Source organism: Agrobacterium sp. GW821-FHT14E08 (genome assembly GCF_058803865.1).
On sequence record NZ_JBXAPJ010000005.1, the window covers coordinates 197505 to 217549 of the forward strand.

19 protein-coding genes and 1 riboswitch are annotated in these 20045 nt (G+C 58.0%); of the genes, 8 read left to right on the forward strand and 11 right to left on the reverse strand.

Features of this window, described 5'->3' with window-relative positions; translation table 11 throughout:
* The first annotated feature begins 27 nt into the window (after positions 1 to 27).
* The 5 genes from AC1ROR_RS19015 to AC1ROR_RS19035 all read left to right on the forward strand — a co-directional run bounded on the left by AC1ROR_RS19015 (position 28) and on the right by AC1ROR_RS19035 (position 5747).
* Entirely contained in the window at positions 28 to 420 is a 393-nt protein-coding gene (locus AC1ROR_RS19015; protein WP_498590367.1) for a VOC family protein, read from the forward strand.
* Between the two features lie 45 nt (positions 421 to 465).
* Positions 466 to 576: riboswitch (TPP riboswitch) on the forward strand.
* Between the two features lie 37 nt (positions 577 to 613).
* Entirely contained in the window at positions 614 to 1627 is a 1014-nt protein-coding gene (gene thiB, locus AC1ROR_RS19020; RefSeq protein ID WP_498590368.1) for a thiamine ABC transporter substrate binding subunit, read from the forward strand.
* Between the two features lie 19 nt (positions 1628 to 1646).
* Complete coding sequence (gene thiP / locus AC1ROR_RS19025) at positions 1647 to 3272, forward strand: thiamine/thiamine pyrophosphate ABC transporter permease ThiP (RefSeq protein WP_498590369.1); 1626 nt, start codon at positions 1647 to 1649, stop codon at positions 3270 to 3272.
* Entirely contained in the window at positions 3269 to 3979 is a 711-nt protein-coding gene (locus AC1ROR_RS19030) for a thiamine ABC transporter ATP-binding protein (RefSeq protein WP_142174296.1), read from the forward strand. The genes thiP and AC1ROR_RS19030 overlap by 4 nt, the downstream gene beginning before the upstream one ends.
* 307 nt (positions 3980 to 4286) lie before the next feature.
* On the forward strand, positions 4287 to 5747 hold the full coding sequence (locus AC1ROR_RS19035) for a M48 family metalloprotease (protein WP_498590453.1): 1461 nt from the start codon (positions 4287 to 4289) through the stop codon (positions 5745 to 5747).
* A 12-nt stretch (positions 5748 to 5759) separates the two neighbouring features.
* Here the strand turns inward: AC1ROR_RS19035 and AC1ROR_RS19040 are convergent, their stop codons facing one another.
* Positions 5760 to 6356: a TetR/AcrR family transcriptional regulator gene (locus AC1ROR_RS19040; protein WP_498590454.1), complete on the reverse strand. Its 597-nt coding sequence runs from the start codon at positions 6354 to 6356 to the stop codon at positions 5760 to 5762.
* A gap of 97 nt (positions 6357 to 6453) precedes the next feature.
* Here AC1ROR_RS19040 and AC1ROR_RS19045 point away from each other — a divergent pair, with 97 nt between their 5' ends.
* A complete protein-coding gene (locus tag AC1ROR_RS19045; RefSeq protein WP_498590370.1) occupies positions 6454 to 6960 on the forward strand; it encodes a DinB family protein in 507 nt (168 codons plus the stop codon).
* Between the two features lie 60 nt (positions 6961 to 7020).
* On the opposite strand, the gene leuC is transcribed toward AC1ROR_RS19045, so the two are convergent.
* Positions 7021 to 8430: a 3-isopropylmalate dehydratase large subunit gene (leuC, locus tag AC1ROR_RS19050; protein ID WP_035221746.1), complete on the reverse strand. Its 1410-nt coding sequence runs from the start codon at positions 8428 to 8430 to the stop codon at positions 7021 to 7023.
* Between the two features lie 427 nt (positions 8431 to 8857).
* Between leuC and AC1ROR_RS19055 the strand changes: the two genes are divergently transcribed.
* Positions 8858 to 10135 (forward strand): MFS transporter, encoded by a 1278-nt coding sequence (locus AC1ROR_RS19055; protein ID WP_142174292.1) that lies wholly within the window; start codon positions 8858 to 8860, stop codon positions 10133 to 10135.
* A gap of 123 nt (positions 10136 to 10258) precedes the next feature.
* On the opposite strand, the gene AC1ROR_RS19060 is transcribed toward AC1ROR_RS19055, so the two are convergent.
* From AC1ROR_RS19060 to rplS, 4 genes are all read right to left on the reverse strand, one after another.
* Positions 10259 to 11197 (reverse strand): calcium-binding protein, encoded by a 939-nt coding sequence (locus AC1ROR_RS19060; RefSeq protein WP_035221741.1) that lies wholly within the window; start codon positions 11195 to 11197, stop codon positions 10259 to 10261.
* Between the two features lie 181 nt (positions 11198 to 11378).
* Positions 11379 to 12692, reverse strand: a complete 1314-nt coding sequence (locus AC1ROR_RS19065) for an HlyD family type I secretion periplasmic adaptor subunit (RefSeq protein WP_498590371.1) — start codon at positions 12690 to 12692, stop codon at positions 11379 to 11381.
* Positions 12685 to 14421 carry a type I secretion system permease/ATPase gene (locus AC1ROR_RS19070; protein ID WP_498590372.1) on the reverse strand — a complete coding sequence of 579 codons (1737 nt, stop codon included), beginning with the start codon at positions 14419 to 14421 and terminating at the stop codon, positions 12685 to 12687. The genes AC1ROR_RS19065 and AC1ROR_RS19070 overlap by 8 nt, the downstream gene beginning before the upstream one ends.
* A gap of 235 nt (positions 14422 to 14656) precedes the next feature.
* Complete coding sequence (gene rplS / locus AC1ROR_RS19075; protein ID WP_003492508.1) at positions 14657 to 15196, reverse strand: 50S ribosomal protein L19; 540 nt, start codon at positions 15194 to 15196, stop codon at positions 14657 to 14659.
* Positions 15197 to 15461: 265 nt separating this feature from the next.
* Between rplS and AC1ROR_RS19080 the strand changes: the two genes are divergently transcribed.
* Complete coding sequence (locus tag AC1ROR_RS19080) at positions 15462 to 16208, forward strand: sulfite exporter TauE/SafE family protein (protein ID WP_142174288.1); 747 nt, start codon at positions 15462 to 15464, stop codon at positions 16206 to 16208.
* On the opposite strand, the gene trmD is transcribed toward AC1ROR_RS19080, so the two are convergent.
* The 5 genes from trmD to ffh all read right to left on the reverse strand — a co-directional run bounded on the left by trmD (position 16190) and on the right by ffh (position 19888).
* Positions 16190 to 16888: a tRNA (guanosine(37)-N1)-methyltransferase TrmD gene (trmD, locus tag AC1ROR_RS19085; RefSeq protein WP_498590373.1), complete on the reverse strand. Its 699-nt coding sequence runs from the start codon at positions 16886 to 16888 to the stop codon at positions 16190 to 16192. The genes AC1ROR_RS19080 and trmD overlap by 19 nt on opposite strands.
* A gap of 4 nt (positions 16889 to 16892) precedes the next feature.
* On the reverse strand, positions 16893 to 17459 hold the full coding sequence (gene rimM, locus AC1ROR_RS19090) for a ribosome maturation factor RimM (RefSeq protein WP_035221730.1): 567 nt from the start codon (positions 17457 to 17459) through the stop codon (positions 16893 to 16895).
* A gap of 120 nt (positions 17460 to 17579) precedes the next feature.
* Positions 17580 to 17957: a 30S ribosomal protein S16 gene (gene rpsP, locus AC1ROR_RS19095; RefSeq protein ID WP_035221728.1), complete on the reverse strand. Its 378-nt coding sequence runs from the start codon at positions 17955 to 17957 to the stop codon at positions 17580 to 17582.
* A gap of 33 nt (positions 17958 to 17990) precedes the next feature.
* The gene (locus AC1ROR_RS19100) at positions 17991 to 18308 is read right to left on the reverse strand and encodes a chorismate mutase (protein WP_003492497.1); all 318 of its coding nucleotides are present in this window, start codon (positions 18306 to 18308) and stop codon (positions 17991 to 17993) included.
* A gap of 11 nt (positions 18309 to 18319) precedes the next feature.
* Positions 18320 to 19888 (reverse strand): signal recognition particle protein, encoded by a 1569-nt coding sequence (gene ffh / locus AC1ROR_RS19105; protein WP_137038338.1) that lies wholly within the window; start codon positions 19886 to 19888, stop codon positions 18320 to 18322.
* Positions 19889 to 20045 lie beyond the last annotated feature (157 nt).

The following is a 20045-nucleotide window of genomic DNA, read 5'->3' on the forward strand; positions in this document are numbered from 1 at the left end:
CTGTCCCGGTTCGGAGGAGTTCAGAAAATGCGCATGATCTTCGTTAATCTGCCGGTCAAGAATATCGAGACATCGAGAAGCTTTTTTACGGCTCTGGGTTTCAGCTTTAATCCGGAATATTCGGATGACCGCACGCTCTGCATGATCGTTGAGGAGAACATCTTCGTGATGCTGCTTCAGGAAGAGCGTTTCCGCGATTTCATCAATGGCGATATAGCCGATGCGACGCGCAGCACAGAGGTGCTGACCTGTCTTACGGCGGGAAGCCGCGAAGAAATCGACCGGATGATCGAAACGGCGCTTGCTTCCGGCGGAAGCGGCTGGAAACCCGTTCAGGACCATGGCTTCATGTATGCTGGCAGCTTTCAGGATCGCGACGGTCACGTCTGGGAACTGGTCCATATGACGGCGCAGGGCTGATCGCGGCCATCTTGCCAATCAGCGACAGCGGGACTACATCATCATCATGATCTAACGGGGTGTCTTTTGTACTTGCGTGCAAAAGGCTGAGAGGCTTGCCAACCCGAAGAACCTGATCCGGTTCATACCGGCGGAGGGATTAGACGGCTTCAAGGCAAGCGGCTATTTCCCTTTTTGTTTTGAGGAGATACCCGTGCGCCGTCGTCTTTTCCTGAATTCCCTTGTTGCCGCGTCGCTGTTTCTGCCCGGTCTTGCCGTCGCGCAGGATAGGCAGGAACTGACCGTCTATACCTATGAGAGCTTCGTTTCCGAATGGGGTCCCGGTCCCAAGGTGAAGGAGGCCTTCGAGAAGGTTTGCAACTGCACGGTCAACTTCGTCGGTGTGGCGGATGGCGTGGCGCTGCTCAATCGTCTGAAGCTTGAAGGGGCGGGGTCCAAGGCGGACGTCGTCGTTGGTCTCGACACCAATCTTGTTGCGGAAGCGAAACAGACCGGTCTCTTCGATGTCAGCGGTATCGATGCATCGGCGGTCAAGGTGCCGGGCGGCTACACGGACGATGTTTTCGTTCCTTATGACTACGGTCATTTCGCCGTTATCTATGACACGCAGACGGTGAAAAGCCCGCCGACGAGTTTGAAGGAGCTGGTGGAAGGCGATCCCTCGCAGAAGATCGCCATTCAGGATCCGCGCACTTCCACGCCGGGGCTTGGCCTGCTGCTCTGGGTAAAGTCGGTTTATGGCGACAAGGCTCCGGAAGCCTGGGCGAAGCTCCGGAAGCGTATTCTTACCGTCACGCCGGGCTGGTCGGAATCCTACGGTCTCTTCACCAAGGGTGAGGTACCGATGGTGCTTTCCTATACCACGTCGCCCGCCTATCATATGGTCTCGGAAAAGACCGACCGATACCAGGCGGCCGCTTTCTCCGAAGGGCATTACATCCAGATCGAGGTTTCCGGCCTTCTCAAAAACGCGCCGCATAAGGAACTGGCGAAACAGTTCCTCGCTTTCACGCTGACATCAGGTTTTCAGGATGCGATTCCGGAAAACAACTGGATGATGCCGGTTGCGGCAACGTCCAAGCCTTTGCCCGAGGCTTTTTCAAAGCTCGTCGTGCCGCAGAAGACTTTCCTGATGGACCCGGAAGAGGTGGCAAAAAACCGCAAGGCCTGGATCGACGAATGGCTTGCCGCCATGAGCATGAATTAAGGAAGAGGCACGCCCGCGCATGATGCTGCGTTGCTACTACAGGTGGTCGATCATTTTCGGAACGGCGGCGTTTGCCGCCGTTTTCCTGTTCATGGCGCTCGCCATCGCGGCCCTTCTGTTTTTCGATGCCGGGGCTTCCGCTGCCGGTATCATGGATGCCTATACGCTGCGCATCCTGCGTTTCACGCTTTATCAGGCAACGCTTTCCACTCTTCTCTCCATTGTTCTCGGCCTGCCGGTGGCGCTGGCGCTCTCCCGTCGGCAGGACTTTCGAGGGCGTATCTGGATCATCCGGCTGATGGCGGTGCCGATGGGGCTGCCGGTGATTGTCGGCGCTTTCGGCATCATTGCCATCTGGGGAAGGCAGGGTGTTTTGAACAAGGCTCTCGTTTTTGCCGGCGCGGATGAGCCTTTCAATATTTATGGCCTTTCCGGCATCCTCATTGCCCACGTGTTCTTCAATCTGCCGCTGGCGGTGCGGCTGATGCTGGCCGGGCTGGAGCGTATTCCGGGCGAATATTGGCGGATGGCGGCGAGCCTCGGCATGGGGCCGGTTTCGGTGTTCCGCTTCATCGAATGGCCGGCGGTCTCGCGGCTTGTTCCCGGCATTGCGGGGCTCGTTTTCATGTTGTGCGCCACCAGCTTCACGCTCGTGCTTCTGCTTGGCGGCGGGCCGGCGGCAACGACGCTGGAAGTGGCGATCTATCAGGCGCTGCGGTTCGATTTCGATCCGCAGCGGGCGATCGCGCTTTCGGTTCTGCAGATCGTCCTCACAGCGATCCTGCTCGGCCTTCTGGCTTTTTTGCCGGCACCCGAAGCGGAAATTGCCTCGCTTGGCCGCCCCCTTCGCCGTTTTGACGGCAAGGGTATTGGCGCCCGTCTTTGGGATGGGATGGCAATCGTTCTTGCTGTTCTGCTGATTGGTGTGCCGCTTGTCGCCATAACAGTCTCAGGTCTGAGTGCGGATCTGCTGCGCCTTCTGTTCGCGCCGATCTTTCTGCGCGCGGCCGCGACCAGTCTTGCGATCGCCATGCTTTCCGCAGCCCTTGTCGTGCTTTGCAGCTTCGCGATCATCAGCGCACGCCAGGCCGTGGGTTCCGGACGACATACGGCCCGACCGCTACGATTTCTGTCCACCACGCTTGGGGCAGGGTCTTCGCTTGTGCTGCTGGTGCCGCCCGTTGTTCTGGGAAGCGGGTGGTTCCTGCTGTTGCGGCCCTTTGGAGATGTCAGCTTTTATGCTCCCGTTCTGGTGGCGCTCATCAACATGCTGATGGCTCTGCCGCTGGCCATGCGGGTGCTGGAACCTGCCTTCAACAGTCACTTTTTGCGCACAGGCCGGCTCTCCGCCAGTCTCGGGCTTCAGGGTCTGGCGCGGCTGCGGTTTGCCGATCTGCCGGTTTTGTGGCGGCCACTGCTCATGGCGTTTTCCTTCGCCATGGCCCTGTCGCTTGGTGATCTCGGGGCGGTTGCCCTGTTCGGATCGGAAAACTTCGTCACCCTGCCATGGCTGGTTTACAGCAATATGGGCAGTTACCGCACCAATGATGCCGCCGGATATGCGTTCATCCTTGGTATTGTCTGCCTGCTGCTTGCCGCAGGGGGTGTTTCACGGCAATCGCAATCGGCAAGGGCGAGCATATGACGGATTTTGCAGTGGAGCTGGATAAGGTGAGGCTGCGGCTCGGAACGCAGGATTTCGATCTCGATTGCGTATTCCCGCAAGGTCAGGTGACCGCCGTTGTCGGCGCATCCGGTTCGGGCAAGTCGACGCTCCTTAATCTCATCGCCGGTTTTGAGGATCCCGATTCCGGTCGCATCTTGATCGGCGGAGAGGATATGAAGGCGCGCGATCCTTCCGAAAGACCGGTCTCATCGATTTTCCAGGACAATAATCTTTTTGCCCATCTCGATATTTTCACCAATATTGCGCTCGGTGTCAGCCCCGGGCTGAAGCTGCGGGCGGAAGACCGCCAGGGGATCGATGTGGCGCTTACACGCGTGGGTCTTGCGGGTTTTGGCAAACGCCTGCCGGGCACGCTTTCCGGTGGGGAAAGACAAAGAGCCGCTTTGGCGCGGGCACTGGTCAGGAAAAAACCTGTCATGCTGCTCGACGAACCTTTCGCGGCGCTCGATCCGGGGTTGCGGGCGGGCATGGCATCCCTGCTTCTCGACTTGCACGGCGAAACAAAAAACACGGTGATTATTGTCACCCATCACCCCGAAGACATAAAAAAGCTGGCGCAGCGGGTGGTTTTTCTTGATCGCGGCCGTGTTGTTTATGCGGGCTCGACCGCAGATTTCTTCGCCACACAAAATGTGAAGGCGGTGGACAGTTTTCTGAACGGCTGATCGCCTTATTTTCGACGCGTGCCGCTGGCAATCGCTTTAGATGACTTCAATGGCGCTAATTTGCACTTGCCAGTTTCAAGTTGTTGCCCGAGAAAAGACGAGAATTATTGCGTTCTTCAGGAATATTCCGGACTTGATGGATCGTTTTTACCGTTTCGGCATTCATGGCTCGTTGGGGCGAATCTGTTATTCTGGTCTGCAATTAACGGATGATCAGGAACGTTAGGGGCAGGCATAGAGAATGAGAAATAGCATGACTGCACAGTGGAGTCTTTTCTCCCGTTCAGGCCTTCGCCGTTCGGGCAGGATGGCGGCCGCGTGTTCCGTGCTGACGGCGTCTGCCGTGTTCCTGTCGTCGTGCCAGTCCCTTTTCAGCCCGGCCTACCAGTCCACCCTGCGCCCCTCGGACAATCCGCAGACCGTGGAAGAGGTGCAGAAGAACGATCCCCGTGCGCAGATGGGTGCGCGCGAACATCCGCGCATCGTGGCGAGTTATGGCGGCGAATATCGTGACGCCAAGACGGAACGGCTTGTTGCCCGCATTGCCGGTGCGCTGACGGCCGTTTCGGAAAACCCACAGCAATCCTATCGCATTACCATCCTCAATTCCCCTGCCATCAACGCCTTTGCGCTGCCGGGCGGTTATCTTTACGTAACGCGTGGGCTTCTGGCGCTTGCCAACGACGCTTCGGAAGTGGCAGCCGTGCTTTCGCATGAGATGGGCCATGTCACGGCGAACCACGGCATCGAGCGCCAGCGCCGGGAGGAGGCAGAGGTGATTGCCAGCCGTGTGGTTGCCGAAGTGCTGTCGAGCGATCTTGCCGGCAAGCAGGCGCTGGCACGCGGCAAGCTGCGACTTGCGGCTTTCTCGCGCCAACAGGAATTGCAGGCCGATGTGATTGGCGTGCGCATGCTGGGCGAGGCGGGTTATGACCCCTACGCATCGCCGCGTTTTCTGGATTCCATGGCGGCCTATGCGCGGTTCTCCTCGGCCGATCCTGAAAATGACCAGAGCCTCGACTTTCTTTCCAGCCACCCCAACACGCCGCAGCGCATCGAGCTTGCGCGCCGTCATGCCCGTGCTTTTGGCCAGGAAGGTCAGGTCGGGGATCGTGGTCGCGACTGGTTTCTGGATGGCATAGACGGCCTGCTTTACGGTGACAGCCCGCAGGAAGGCTACGTCCGGGGCCAGACGTTCCTGCACGGAACGCTCGGTATCCGTTTCGACGTGCCGGAAGGTTTCGTCATCGACAACAAGGTTGAGGCGGTTCTGGCGACGGGGCCGGGTGACATGGCCATCCGTTTCGACGGTGTGGCCGATCCAAAACAGACCACCCTTGCCAATTACCTGACCAGCGGCTGGGTTGCCGGCCTGTTGCCGGAAACTGTCAGGGAGACGCAGATCAACGGTCTGGAGGCTGCGACAGCCCGGGCAAGCGCGGATAAATGGGATTTCGACGTGACCGTCATTCGTGTCGGCCAGCAGATATTCCGTTTCCTGACGGCGGTGCCGAAGGGCAATACGCAGCTTGATTCCATCGCCAATGTGCTGCGCACCAGTTTCCGCAAGATGACGCCGCCGGAGATCGCTTCACTGAAGCCGCTGCGGGTACGGGTGGTGATGGTCAAGCCCGGTGAAACCGTGGCGACGATCGCCGCGCGGATGATGGGGACCGACCGGAAGCTCGACATGTTCCGCATGATCAATGCGATGAGCGCCACCGCCACGCTTCAGCCCGGCCAGCGGGTGAAGATTATTTCGGAATGAGCTGACGGCCTCTCATTCACCGGTTGCCTGAGACAGGTAGGCGTGAACGAGTACAATCATTTCCCGTCTGACTTTGGGCGACTGTAACTCTCCGCGGCGGGCGGCATTATGAATGATGCCGTCAATGGCATCGGATACGATCAGCGCCGTGGTTCTGCTTTCGACCTTTGTGCCGGCTGTCATATGTGCCGCGATCGCTGCAGCGTAGAGACCGAGATATTCCTGTTCGAAAACGCTGTTGGGATCGTTCGTCCCTTCGTGGCTGGGCGCATCGTCCAGAAGGACCTTGTGAAGACCGGGATGGACGCTGTGTACCCCAATCATGCCGGTCACGAGCTCTTCCACGAATTTCGCAAGCGATTGCCGCTTTTGCGAGACGCTCTTCATGACAGAGAGACAGTCCTCGAGGTGACGATGGCGCACCGCTTCCACGATTGAAATCTTGTCCGGGAAATATTGATAGAGCGAGCCGATGCTGACGCCGGCCGTTTCGGCGACCCTGTTCGTGGTAAAACCCGACCAGCCATGATCGCTCAAAATGCGAGCCGCCGCGTGAACGACGGCATCGACCGTGGCCCGGGAACGCTCCTGACGCGGCTCCTTGCGCATCTCGGTCTTCCGCTTTGCAATGCGAGTAGACAAGGCATCCTCCATGGCGAAAATATAAACATAGTGCTCACATTTTTCAGATGTAAAGGATATTCTGATGAGGGATCTGCTCAGGAGCCTGCTCGGCTATCACCAATGGGCGAACAGGGACTTGTTCGAGAAGCTGAAACACCTCGATCCTGTCCAAAATGCATCCGAACGGCACACGGCAATCCGGCTGATCAATCACTATTACGTCGTCGCGAGGATTTTTTCGAGTCACCTCATGGGAACGGCACATGGCTTTCTCTCGGATAATACCGAGGCAACGCCGCAGCTGGATGATCTTGCGAAGGATGTCGCCGCTCTCGATGGCTGGTATCTCGATTATCTCGAGAAAACATCGCCGGCATCGCTTGGCGAATTTGTCGCCTTCACCTTCACGGATGGGGACAAGGGTTACATGTCCCGCGCTGAGATGATCTCACATATGGTCCTGCATGCGGGCATTCACAGAGGCGAGGTCGCGCGTATTCTGAGCCAGCTCTCCATCACGCCACCCTGGGATACTTTTGCCGTGTTTCTGCACGGCACGGAGCCGCAGCGGCGTTTGCAGGGGCTATAATAAAAAGCCACCCGCCCTTGTGGGGACGGGTGGCTTTCCTGAAACGATGGCCTCAGGAACTTATTGCCACTCACGCACATCGACGAAATGACCGGCGATCGCCGCCGCCGCCGCCATTGCTGGGGAGACGAGGTGGGTGCGGCTCTTATAGCCCTGACGGCCCTCGAAATTGCGGTTCGAGGTGGAAGCGCAGCGTTCGCCGGGCTTCAGGCGGTCGTCATTCATGGCAAGGCACATGGAGCAGCCTGGCTCGCGCCATTCGAAACCGGCTTCGAGGAAAATCTTGTCGAGGCCTTCCTTTTCCGCCTGTTCCTTCACGAGGCCGGAGCCGGGCACGATCATGGCAGAAACGGTGGGAGCCACCTTGCGGCCATCGACGATTTTCGCCGCGGCGCGCAGATCCTCGATACGGCCATTGGTGCAGGAGCCGATGAAGACGCGGTCGATGGCGATATCGGTGATGCGCGTGCCGGGTTTCAGGCCCATGTAATCCAGAGCACGCCATTTGGATGTGCGCTTGTTTTCCTCTTCGATATCATCCGGATTGGGGACGATGCCTTCAACGGAGGTGACGTCTTCAGGCGAAGAACCCCAGGAGACGATAGGCGGCAGATTGGCCGCGTCGAGCACAACGACCTTGTCGTAGTGGGCGCCTTCATCGGATTTCAGCGTTTTCCAATAGGCGATGGCCTGTTCCAGCGTTTCGCCCTTTGGTGAGCGCGGCTTGTCCTTGATGTAATCGAAGGTGGTTTCGTCAGGTGCGATAAGACCCGCACGGGCGCCGCCCTCAATGGTCATGTTGCAGACCGTCATGCGGCCTTCCATGGAAAGCGACCGGATCGCCTCGCCGGCAAATTCGATCACATGGCCGGTGCCTCCAGCCGTGCCGATCTCGCCAATAATGGCGAGGATGATGTCCTTGGCGGTAACGCCATCGGGAATCCTGCCATCGACACGCACCAGCATGTTCTTGGCTTTCTTCTGGATCAGCGTCTGGGTGGCCAGAACGTGCTCGACTTCGGACGTGCCGATGCCATGTGCCAGCGCGCCGAAAGCGCCGTGGGTGGAGGTGTGGCTATCGCCGCAGACGATTGTCATGCCCGGCAGGGTGAAGCCCTGTTCAGGGCCGACAATGTGGACGATGCCCTGGCGCTTGTCGCGCTCGGAGTAATATTCGACACCGAAATCCTTGGCGTTCTGCGCAAGCGCTTCCACCTGAATACGGCTTTCCTCGTTCTTGATGCCTTCCAGCCGGTCGGCCGTGGTCGGAACGTTATGGTCGACGACGGCCAGCGTGCGGGCAGGCGAATGCACTGGCCGGCCGGCCATGCGCAGGCCTTCGAAGGCCTGCGGGCTCGTCACCTCATGGACGAGGTGACGATCGATGTAGAGAAGACAGGTTCCGTCCGGGTCACGATTGACGACGTGGTCGTCCCAGATCTTGTCGTACAGGGTGCGGGGTGCGCTCATGGCTCTATGCCTTGTCATGGAAAAGGGTAATCAGGGTTCAGAAAGGCGGTGGACAGCGAATGCTGTCAGGCGAGCCTAAGTCGGCTTGTGAGCGCCCCGGAAACGCGCGCAAAGAACCGTGCCGGCAGACGCTTGTGGTCCTGCAGCACATAAACATTCTGCGCGAGACATCCGAATTTAGATCCCATGGCAACCTTCATAGCAGATCGCCGGTTTTACGGCAATATGAATGCACAGAGCCGCCGAAGGCAGCCGCAGGACATTTCTATATGCGCTGCATCATGAGGGAAAGCCCTTTAAGGGCCTGTATTTCGGCGTCTGCCCAATGGTTATAATGCAATGCAACTTGCGTATTTTGCGATGCACATATAGATGGGTCCCCTTATCATTTGCATTTCGACGAGCAATCGAAGGGAGGGAAAAGCATATGGTATCGGAAAAATCCCTTATCTCGAAGATCACCTGGCGGCTTATGCCGTTTCTTGGCCTTCTCTATCTCATCGCTTATATCGACCGGCAGAATGTCAGCTATGCCAAGCTGCAGATGGTGGATGCACTGAGCCTCAGCGAATATGCCTATGGTCTTGGCGCCTCGCTGTTCTTCATCGGTTACTTCATCTTCGAAGTGCCGAGCAACCTGTTCCTCAACCGTTTCGGCGCCAGCAAATGGTTCGCCCGTATTCTGGTTTCATGGGGTGCCGTCACCATCGCGCTGGCCTATACGCAGAACGCCACGATGTTCTACATCCTGCGCTTCCTGCTGGGGCTTTGCGAAGCCGGTTTCTTCCCGGGCGTGCTGTTTTTGATGACGCTCTGGTTCCCGCGTGATTATCGCGGCCGCATGATCGGCCTGTTCATGATCTTCAGTGCGCTTGCCAACGCCATCGGCGCGCCGCTCGGCGGCATGTTGCTCGATCTCGATGGTTTCCTTGGTTATGCAGGATGGGAGTGGGTGTTCCTGGCGACAGGTATTCCCGCCGTTATCGCCGGTATCGTCACCTTCTTCTATCTCGATGATACGCCGGAAAAGGCGAAGTTCCTGACGCAGGCTGAGAAGGACTGGTTGAAGAACCGTCTGGCCGAAGAAAACAAGGGCATGGAAGACCATGCGGAGGACGGCTTCAAGGCGCTGATCAATCCGCGCGTGCTGTTCATGGCACTTTGCTACGTCGGCTTTCCGCTGGCGGCCTATGGTCTCAGCTACTGGCTGCCGACAATCGTGAAGAGCTTCGGCGTTTCCAACACCGCCAACGGCTTCATCAACATCATCCCCTGGGTGATTGTGGCCATTGCCCTGTTCGTCGTGCCTCTGGCCGCCGACAAGGCAAAGAACAAGACGCCCTATATTGTCGGCCCTGCCTTCATCGGTGCCTTTTGCCTGTTGATGTCTGCATTGCTCAGCGACCCGGTGTTGCAGTTCGCCTTCCTCTGCATCGCCGCCGCCGGTATTTTCGCCGGCCAGCCGGTGTTCTGGAGCCTGCCCGGCCGCTTCCTCAAGGGCGCGGGTGCCGCGGCCGGCATCGCCGCCATCAACTCCGTCGGCAATCTGGGTGGCTTCGTGGCGCAGAACGTGGTGCCCTGGATCAAGGATCAGACCGGCAGCACGATTGCGCCGATGTTCTTCCTTGCCTTCTGCCTGGCGCTTGCCGGAGTGCTGGTCATCATCGCAGCGCGTAAAATGGGCAATCAGGTCAATGCGGCGTGATCTTGGAAGATTGCGGCAGCCGGCGCGATTGCCGACTGTCCGCGTATAATAAAAATCGTGGCCCGGATATTTCCGGGCCACGATCATTTTAAACCACGCTAAATAGTATTCTCTTCAAGAGAATTATGCGGTGAACCAATCGCTACCGGTCAGGTGAACGCCGGAAACAATAATTTTTTCACCCTTATGCTCGCCAGTGACGTTGTAGCTGAGGATGGTGTCGTTATCGATTGTCGACACCGCCCAGTTATCGATTACCGTGCCAACCAGCTTCAGCTTGTCCACGGCGGCGTTGAAGCCTTCGATGGTATCGGTGGCGAAGCTCTTGGCCATGTCACCGAGATTGAAGACGAAGGTATCGGCGCCACCGCTTGCGATGATGTGGTCAATGCCCTTGCCGCCGGTTACCAGCGACGATGCAAGGTTCACACCGCTCAGGTCAATGGTGTCGTTGCCTGCGCCGGCATTGATGGTGACGGAGGTGAAGCTACCGTCGGTGACGCCAGCGCCACCGTTCACGACATTGGTACCGGCAGCAACGCCGCCGTCGAACGCGCCTGCCTTGACCACGATGGTGTCGTTGCCGGCGCCCGTGTCGATGTTGAAAGCGTTTACCCAGGCCTTGTCGTTCGATACGACAGAGACCGTGACCGTGTCGTTGCCGGCGCCGGTCGTGATGTTGCCGCGCTTGGCATTGAGAACTTCAACATTGGAAGACCCCGAGCCGCCAAGGTGAACGTCGACCTGAACGAAATCCTTGAATGTAAGGTTTTCAGAGGTATCGGACTGGGCGAGAGCATTCTTCACCGAATTCCATGCCGACGATACGTCGAAGGTGAAGCCGTTTTTGCTGGCGTCGTATCCGACATCCACCGTGCCGCCTGCGCCGCTGCCGGGAACCGAGACGGCGCCGACATTGACAACGCCGGAGTCGAGCGAGGAGCCGTTCTTGATCTGTGCCGTGGATTCCGTGAGAAGCTTATAAGCTTCCTGGTCAACCAGGCTGGTAAGCGATGAAACTGTGGAAGCACCGCCGTTACCGAAAGTTACCTTCAATGCCATGTTACTCTCCTATAAATTTTTGAGAATGAAATGATGTGAAATTTACTTTTGGGCAAAAATGTATGTGATATTTAATCCATAAAAAATAACAGTACAATATATTAATTCATTTTTTAGAAAAATAAATACTATCAATATTTTCGATAAATTTTTATCAAATTATTGCGTATTTGTAAGTTATTTATTCCTGAACAAAAGTCTTCTTAAGCCTGTCCTGGAATGGTTTTACAAAATAAGAAAGAACACTCCTTTCGCTTGTCTGTATGAATACTTCGGCAGGCATGCCGGGGTATAATCTTCCGCCGGGTATATGCTCCATTCCAGCTTTGCTTGGTTTGATGCGCAGCGAGTAATACGACGTTCCGGTTCGGGAATCCGTCTGCAGGTCGGGAGCGACGACGGCGACCTCCGCGCTGACATCCGGCGTGGTACTTTGATTGAATGCCGTGAACCGAATGGTCACCGGTTGTCCGACGTATATCTGGTCAATGTCTTTGGGAACTATGTTGGCTTCGATTGCGAGCTCTTCCTTCTCCGGCACCACCAGCATCAGCACTTCACCCGGCTGGATGACGCCGTTTATGTTGTGTACCGAGAGCTGGTAGATGCGCCCTGCGATCGGTGAGCGAATATCGAGGCGATCCAACTGGTCGCGTGTTGCCGCAAGTCGCTCTTCATATTCCGCCACGGTCGCTTCGATCGAGGTCAGGTCTTTGGTCACCTCGGACTTGCGGTCCTCGTCAAGCTGAAGCAATTGCAGGTCCAGTTCGCTCAGCTTGCCGACCGTCTGGGCACGTGCGGCCATATACTGGCCCTGCTGACCTTCGAGATTGGAAAGCTGCCGCTTCAGCAGGTTGAGACGCTGAAGCGTGACGAGCCCCTTCTTGTAAAGCTCCTGCGTCTTGGAAACATCTTCCTTGACGATGGCAAGCTCGTTGTCGGTTGCCTCCACCTGAACGCTTAGACCACGCGCCTCGTCGGCGAGCTGATCCTTGCGTGTCGCCAATTGTTTTTTCATGCCGCTCAGCGCGTTGCGACGGCTGTTGAAGAGGCTCTGTTCACTATCGATGAAAGTCTTTGCAGCCTTTAAATTGGTCAGGGCCTCAAGATCTTCCGGGACAGTGAAGGATGATGCTTCGGCAAGCTCCGCTCCCAGACGCGCCCGGCGTGAATAGAGCTGCGCCAGCGTGTTCTCGACAATGGACAGGTTGGCCTGAACGATTGTGGCGCTAAGGCGCAGCAAAACCTGGCCAGCCTCCACCCTGTCGCCTTCGGCGACATCGATCTCGCTGACGATACCGCCGGAGAGATGCTGGATTTTTTTGGAATTACCTTCGACAACAACCCGGCCGCTTGCGACAACCGCGCCAGCAAGTTTCGCCAGAGCCGCCCAGCTTCCCAATCCGACCAGAAGGCCTATCGCCAGAAGGATCACTGCTGCCGAGTGTGTGAGAATAGACGCATTCGTCGTACTGGCTTGTTTGATCTCAGCCATTTTCGCTCACCCGGTTTTCGATCTTGCGTGTTTCTTCCTCTGCTGCTGGTACCTGATGAATGTTCTGCCGCAGGATTTGCGCGAGCACCTCTTCTTTGGTGCCGAAACGGAACATCCGGCCATTGCTCATCACCATCACAAGATTGATGCTTTCGATGGCGCTCGGGCGATGGGCAATGACGACAACGATACCGCCGCGCGCCCGGATGTCCGCGATGGCATTGCGCAGGGCTGCCTCGCCTTCGCTGTCGAGATTGGAGTTCGGCTCATCGAGAAGCACGAAAAAAGGTTCGCCGAAAAGCGCGCGTGCAAGGCCGATGCGCTGTTTCTGCCCGCCCGACAACGCCTCCCCTCGATCGCCAATATAGGTATCGTAACCATTCGGCAGATTGAGGATCAGCTCATGCACCTGCGCGGCCTTGGCGGCGGCAACGATGGATTCCGCCGTTGCATTGCGATCGAAGCGGGCAATATTTTGCGCCACCGTTCCCGGCATCAACTCCACCTGCTGGGGCATATAACCGATGGATTTGCCGAGAACTTCGAAATCCCACTGGTTCAATGCCGCCCCATCGAAGCGCACGGAGCCGCGCTCATAGGGCCAGATACCGGTCATGAGACGTGCCAGCGTCGATTTACCGGAGGCGCTGGGGCCAATGATCCCAAGACCATCGCCTGCATTCAATGTGAACGAAATATCGGCAACGGTATCGCGCGCGCCATTGGGCGGACCGCCGGTTACCCGGTCGACGGCGACGGTAAATTGCGGACGCGGCAGGGAAAGCGGCGGAGCGGGCTCAGGCGTCATTTCAAGAAATTCGTTGACGCGTTTCCAGCCCTGCCGCGCAGTCATGAAGCTGCGCCAGTTTGCAATGACATGTTCGACAGGGCCGAGCGCCTTTGCCGAAAGGATAGAGCCGGCGATGATGCTGCCCGCGGACGCATTGCCGTCGATGACCAGCACTGCGCCGATGGCCATCACGCCGGATTGCAGCAGCAGCCGGAATGTTCGGGAAATGGCACCCAGCATGCCTGCGGTATCGGAGGTCGACAGGGTGACGGCGCGATACTGGTAATGCAGCTCATCCCACATCGATGTCACCGCCCCCATCATGCCCATGGTTTTGACGGATTCGATGTTGCGCTGGCTGCTACCGACGAGTGCGTTTCTCTGTCCACGCACGGCGTAAGCCTGCTTGGTCGCCCTTTCGGTCAGCCAATTGGTCAGAAGCGTCAGCATGACAAGGACCACCGCGCCGCCAAGCACGGCGAAGCCGATCCAGGGATGCAGGGCGAAACAGATCAGCAGATAGATCGGCAGCCAGGGAATATCAAAAAAAGCGCCGGGCCCCGGACCGGAAAGAAACTGCCGTATCTGATCGAGATCGCCGACGATCTGTAGCCCGTCGACTTTGGCGGAGGCGACAAGCGGCGCACTGATCGAGGCTCTGAAAAGCCTTTGATTGAGCGCGTCATCCATATTGTCTGCGATGCGCGCCAATATCCGGCCTCGCAAAACGTCAAAGCCCATCAGAAAGGCATAGAGGACCACAAGGAGGACGACCAGAGCCACAAGAGACGGAATACTCTTGCTCGGCAAGATGCGGTCATAGACCTCCAGCATGAAGAGAGAACCTGAAAGATGAAGTATATTCATCAATGCGCTGGCAAGACCAACAGCAAAAAAAGCTCTCTTATTTTTTGTTAAAAAAGAATTAAAAAAAAGCATATCAACACCTAAAACTGCATGAAAATTGCACAATAAGTGAAATTAGGCAATGCTGTTCGAGTATGACCTAAAGCAATCTGTTTTTTGAACTCGGTTGGCCGATGTATTTTGATGGAGGAATGGGTTAAAGCAGGGTGTTCCCGCTACACCGCTTTTTTGATCGCCCCGACATTTCGGCACAACAAAAAAGGCGGCCCGAAGACCGCCTTTCCGTAAATCCATCTAAATGGAAATCTTATTCCGCTGCGGTTTCCGCAGCCTTTGCTGCTTCTTCCGCTGCCTTGGCTTCTGCGGCTTCGGCTGCTGCCTTTTCGGCGGCGAGAGCCTGTGCTGCTGCTACCTTTTCGGCTTCCAGACGTGCCTTTTCTTCGGCGACGGCCTGGCGCTCTGACTCGTTCAGCTTGCGTGCGCGGGTACCGGTGTTTTCAACGATACGGGCAGCCTTGCCGCGACGGTCGCGCAGGTAGTAGAGCTTCGCGCGGCGAACCTTACCGCGGCGAACGATTTCAACGCCTTCGACCAGCGGGGAGTAGATCGGGAATACGCGCTCGACGCCTTCGCCGTAGGAAATCTTGCGAACGGTGAAGCTTTCGGAAAGGCCACCGCCGGAACGGGCGATGCAAACGCCTTCGTAAGCCTGAACGCGGGTACGGTTACCTTCGGTAACGCGCACGTTTACGCGCAGCGTGTCGCCCGGAGAAAACTCAGGCAGGGTACGCTTTGCTTCGATCTTGGCAGCCTGTTCGGCTTCCAGCTGCTGAATGATATTGGTCATGTTAACCTCTGATTTCTTCTGAAACAGCCAGAGCGCTCAACGTTTTGTCTGTCGGTCAATGCCTTCAGACCATGCCTTGCGGCAGGAGCGGGTTCGCCATTCTTTGCTTTCGGTTGGGATATTTCCCATTTCCACGCGGGCACATACACGAGGATGCGCCATTTGTCATCCCTTTCATGACAATATTTTATCAATTATGCGCCGTGCTCAGGCGGTTGCGAAGCGGCTTGCTGCCGGATATGGCATGGGAACCTTGGGAGGGGCCATGTCCATATTCATCGTTCTTATGCTGTTTGCGACCGGCTTTCTGTCGGGCGTCGTCAATGCGATTGCCGGTGGCGGCACCTTCCTGACCTTCGGGGCGATGACGCTGGCCGGCCTGCCACCCATCGTCGCCAATGCCACATCGGCGATCGTGCAGTTTCCGGGCTACATCACGTCCGTAATCGCCTATGGTCCGGAAATCCGCGCCCATTGGCGGGAGGCTATCCTCCTGTCTGTCGTTTCCGTTGTTGGCGGGCTGGCCGGATCGCTTCTGCTGCTGTCGCTCGACAATCCTTCCTTCCGTCAGCTGGTTCCGTGGCTGCTTCTGGCAGCCACCGCCGTTTTCGCTGCCGGCCCATGGCTGCGACCCAAGGCGAGTGCGGAACGTTCGCCCGGCAATCTGCCGAGCCTTGTGTTTCAGGGGCTTGCTTCCATCTATGGCGGCTTTTTCGGCGCCGGCATGGGCATCATGATGCTGGCCATCCTCGGAATAACCTCGGGCGGCAGCTACCATCATCTGAACGCGCTGAAGAACCTGCTGTCGGTGGTGATTGCCGTTATCGCCATTACGATCTTCGTCAGCGGTGGTGTCGTTTCCTGGTGGGCAGCGCTCATCATGTTCCCCGCGGCCGCACTTGGCGGCTATGCGGGGGTGCATACGGCACGGCGGGTGCCGCAATGGATCATCCGCTGGCTGGTGATTGCGGTCGGGCTGGTGCTGACCGCCTATTATTTCTTCTCGGCCTGAGACTTCTCAAGAAGATCGGGGCGTCTTTCCTTGGTCAACGCCAGCGCCTGCTCGTGCCGCCATTTGTCGATGACGGCGTGGTTGCCGGAGGTGAGGACGGCCGGAATATCGCGGCCTTCCCAGATCTGCGGGCGGGTATAATGCGGATGTTCCAGCAGCCCGCCCTCGAAGCTTTCATGCACGCCGGAAAGATCGTTGCCCATGACGCCCGGCAGGATACGGACGACGGCATCAAGAAGCGTCAGCGCCGCCGGCTCGCCGCCGGAGAGGATGTAATCGCCGATCGACACTTCCTCCAGCCCGCGCGCCTCTATCACGCGCTGGTCGACACCTTCGAAACGGCCGCAGACGATGATCGCACCTTCACCCGCTGCCAGTTCACGCACGCGCTTCTGCGACAGCGGCTTGCCGCGCGGGCTCATCAGCAGGCGCGGGCGTGCATCGCCATCCGAAACATGGTCTATGGCGGCTGCCAGCACATCGGGTTTCAGCACCATGCCGGCGCCGCCGCCTGCCGGAGTGTCATCGACGCTTCTGTGTTTGTCGGTAGCGAATTCGCGGATCTGTACGGCGTCCAGCGACCATTGTCCCCGCTCGAGCGCCTTGCCCGCCAGAGAATATCCGAGATGCCCCGGAAACATTTCCGGGTAGAGCGTCAGAACGGTAGCCTTGAAGGTCATGACTTTATTTCTTGCCGAACGGCGATGCGCCGGTTTCGTCCTTGTCGTCAGGATTATCGATCAGGCCGGCGGCCATCGGATCGATGAGAATGCGACCAGCTTCGAGGTCGATTTCCAGCACGGCTGCTTCCGAAAAGGGAATGAGGGCAGGGCGACGGCCTGCGCCTTTCAGCTCCAGCAGATCACCTGCGCCGAAATCATAGACGGCGCTAACGGCGCCATAACTTTTGCCTTCCGCATCGACGGCTTCCAGCCCTTCGAGATCGGCATAATAAAACTCGTCATCGTCAAGCTCGTCGTCAGGCAGATTGTCGCGGTCGACGAACAGTTCCAGACCGTTCAGGCTCTCCGCCGCATTGCGGTCATTGATGCCCCTGAAACGGACGACGACGACATTCTTGCCCTCGCGGACTTCCAGAATTTCGAAGATGCGGCCATCGGCGGTAACCAGATTGCCATAATCGCCGAGCGCCATCGGATCGGCCGTATAGGTGCTGACACGGACTTCGCCGCGCAGGCCCTGTGCGCCGCCGATCTTTGCCATGAGTACCGGGTTTTCCAGCTTTGCCATCGGGCCGTCCGTCTTCTGGTGTTGGTTGCGTCAGCTTTAAGGTTTGTTGACGCCAAAATAAACAAAAAACGGGCGGCATGGAAAACCACGCCACCCGTTCTTCAAAAGTTTCCGCGCAGATTATTCTGCAGCAGAGGCTTCCGCAGCAGCAGCGGCTGCATCTTCAGCCTTCTGCTTCTTTTCAGCAACGCGTTCCAGAGCGCGCTTGCCCGGCTTTGCCTTTTCCGGGTTGCTGCGAGCGGCGCGCTCGGCAAGACCGGCTTCAGCGAGGAAGCGCAGAACGCGGTCGGTCGGCTGTGCGCCCTTGGCGATCCATTCCTTGATGAGGTCAGCCTTCAGCTCAACGCGCTGCGGGTTGTCCTTGCCGAGCATCGGGTTCCAGGAACCGACCTTCTCGAGGAAACGGCCGTCGCGGGGCGAACGGGCGTCAGCAACGACGATCTGGTAATACGGGCGCTTCTTGGAACCACCGCGTGCGAGACGAATTTTCAGTGCCATGTTATTTACTCCTTAGGATGGCTTGTCCGCCGTTCAGGCGGTCTTTTCGGTGCCGCCATGTTCGGCGGCGATTGCTTCATGATGCCGGATGACTTCCTTGATGATGAAGTTCAAGAACTTCTCGGCGAAATCCGGGTCCAGATTGGCATCCTTCGCCAGGCGGCGAAGGCGTTCGATCTGGTATTCCTCGCGCGCCGGGTCGGCCGGCGGCAAATTGTACTTTGCCTTCAGCACTCCCACCGCCTTGGTACAGCGGAAACGTTCGGCAAGAATGTGAACCAGTGCGGCATCGATATTGTCGATCGACTGGCGGTATTCGGAAAGCTGGGCTTTCACCTCTGCATTGTTCACTGGTGTCCCCCTCACTTCTTTTTCGGAAAGCCGGGCAGGCCCGGCATGCCGCCAAGACCCGGCAGCTTGGCGCCACCCAGACCCGGCAATCCGCCCGGCAGACCACCAAGACCGGGCATTGCGCCCGGCTTGCCGAGACCGGCGGCTTCAGCCTGCTTCTGGAGCGCTTCAAGCTGCTTCGGATCGATATTCGACAGATCAGGCATGCCGCCGCCAAGGCCACCGAGGCCCATCTTGCCGGCAAGGCCGCCCATCATCTGCTTCATGATGCCGCCTTTGCCCTTGCCGCCCATGGCCTTCATCATGTCGGCCATGCCGCGATGCATTTTCAGAAGCTTGTTGATTTCAGCGGCATCCGTGCCGGAACCGGCGGCAATGCGCTTCTTGCGGCTGTGCTTCAGAATATCGGGATTGGCGCGTTCCGCCTTGGTCATGGAGGAGATGATGGCGATCTGGCGGTCGAACATCTTGTCGTTCATACCGGCCGAAGCCATCTTGTCCTTCATGCCGGCCATGCCGGGCATCAGCCCCATGATGCCGCCCATGCCGCCCATCTTCTTCATCTGGCCAAGCTGGTCGGCGAGATCGTTGAGGTCGAACTTGCCCTTGGCCATCTTTTCGGCCATGGCGCGGGCTTTTTCCGCATCGATGTTTTCGGCGGCCTTTTCGACCAGCGAGACGATGTCGCCCATGCCGAGAATACGGTCGGCGATACGGCGCGGATGGAACTCGTCGAGTTCGTTCATGCGCTCGCCGATGCCGATCAGCTTGATCGGCTTGCCGGTGACGGCGCGCATGGAAAGGGCCGCACCGCCGCGTCCGTCGCCATCCATACGGGTGAGCACGAGGCCGGTGATGCCGACGCGCTCATCGAAATTGCGCGCCAGATTGACGGCGTCCTGACCGGTCAGCGAATCCGCGACCAGCAGGATTTCATGCGGGTTGGACTTCTTCTTGATGTCGGCCATTTCCAGCATCAAGGGTTCGTCGATATGGGTACGGCCGGCGGTGTCGAGAATGACGACGTCATGGCCACCGAGTTTTGCAGCCTGCACGGCGCGCGCGGCGATATCGGTCGGCGACTGGCCGGCGATAATGGGCAGCGTGTCGACGCCGGTTTGCACGCCGAGCTGGCGAAGCTGTTCCTGTGCGGCGGGACGGCGCGTGTCGAGAGATGCCATCAGCACCTTCTTCTTCTCGCGGTCCGTCAGGCGCTTGGCGATCTTGCCTGTCGTGGTTGTTTTACCAGAACCCTGCAGACCGACCATCATGATGACGACCGGGGCGGCCGCATGCAGGTCGATCGAGACGCCTTCGGTGCCGAGCATTTCGACAAGCTCGTCATGAACGATCTTGACGACCATCTGGCCGGGCTTGATGGACTTCAGGACGGCGGCACCAACAGCCTTTTCACGCACCCTGTCGGTGAAGGAACGCACGACTTCCAGCGCCACGTCCGCTTCCAGGAGCGCACGGCGAACCTCGCGCAGCGCGGCGGCAACATCGGCTTCCGTCAGCGCGCCACGGCCGGTCAGTCCATTCAGAATGGAACCAAGGCGGTCCTGGAGGTTTTCAAACATCGTTTCTTCCTTCTTCGTTCCGGGGTCTCCGAAACGTCGGTGCTTTCGCTGGCAAAAACAAGACGCAAAGCCAAAAAGCACCCGAGGGCGCATCGCGCTGTCGGGTGTTGACCTCCGGGATCTCTTTATACCTTTGCGGGTCCCGGTCGGCGGCTTG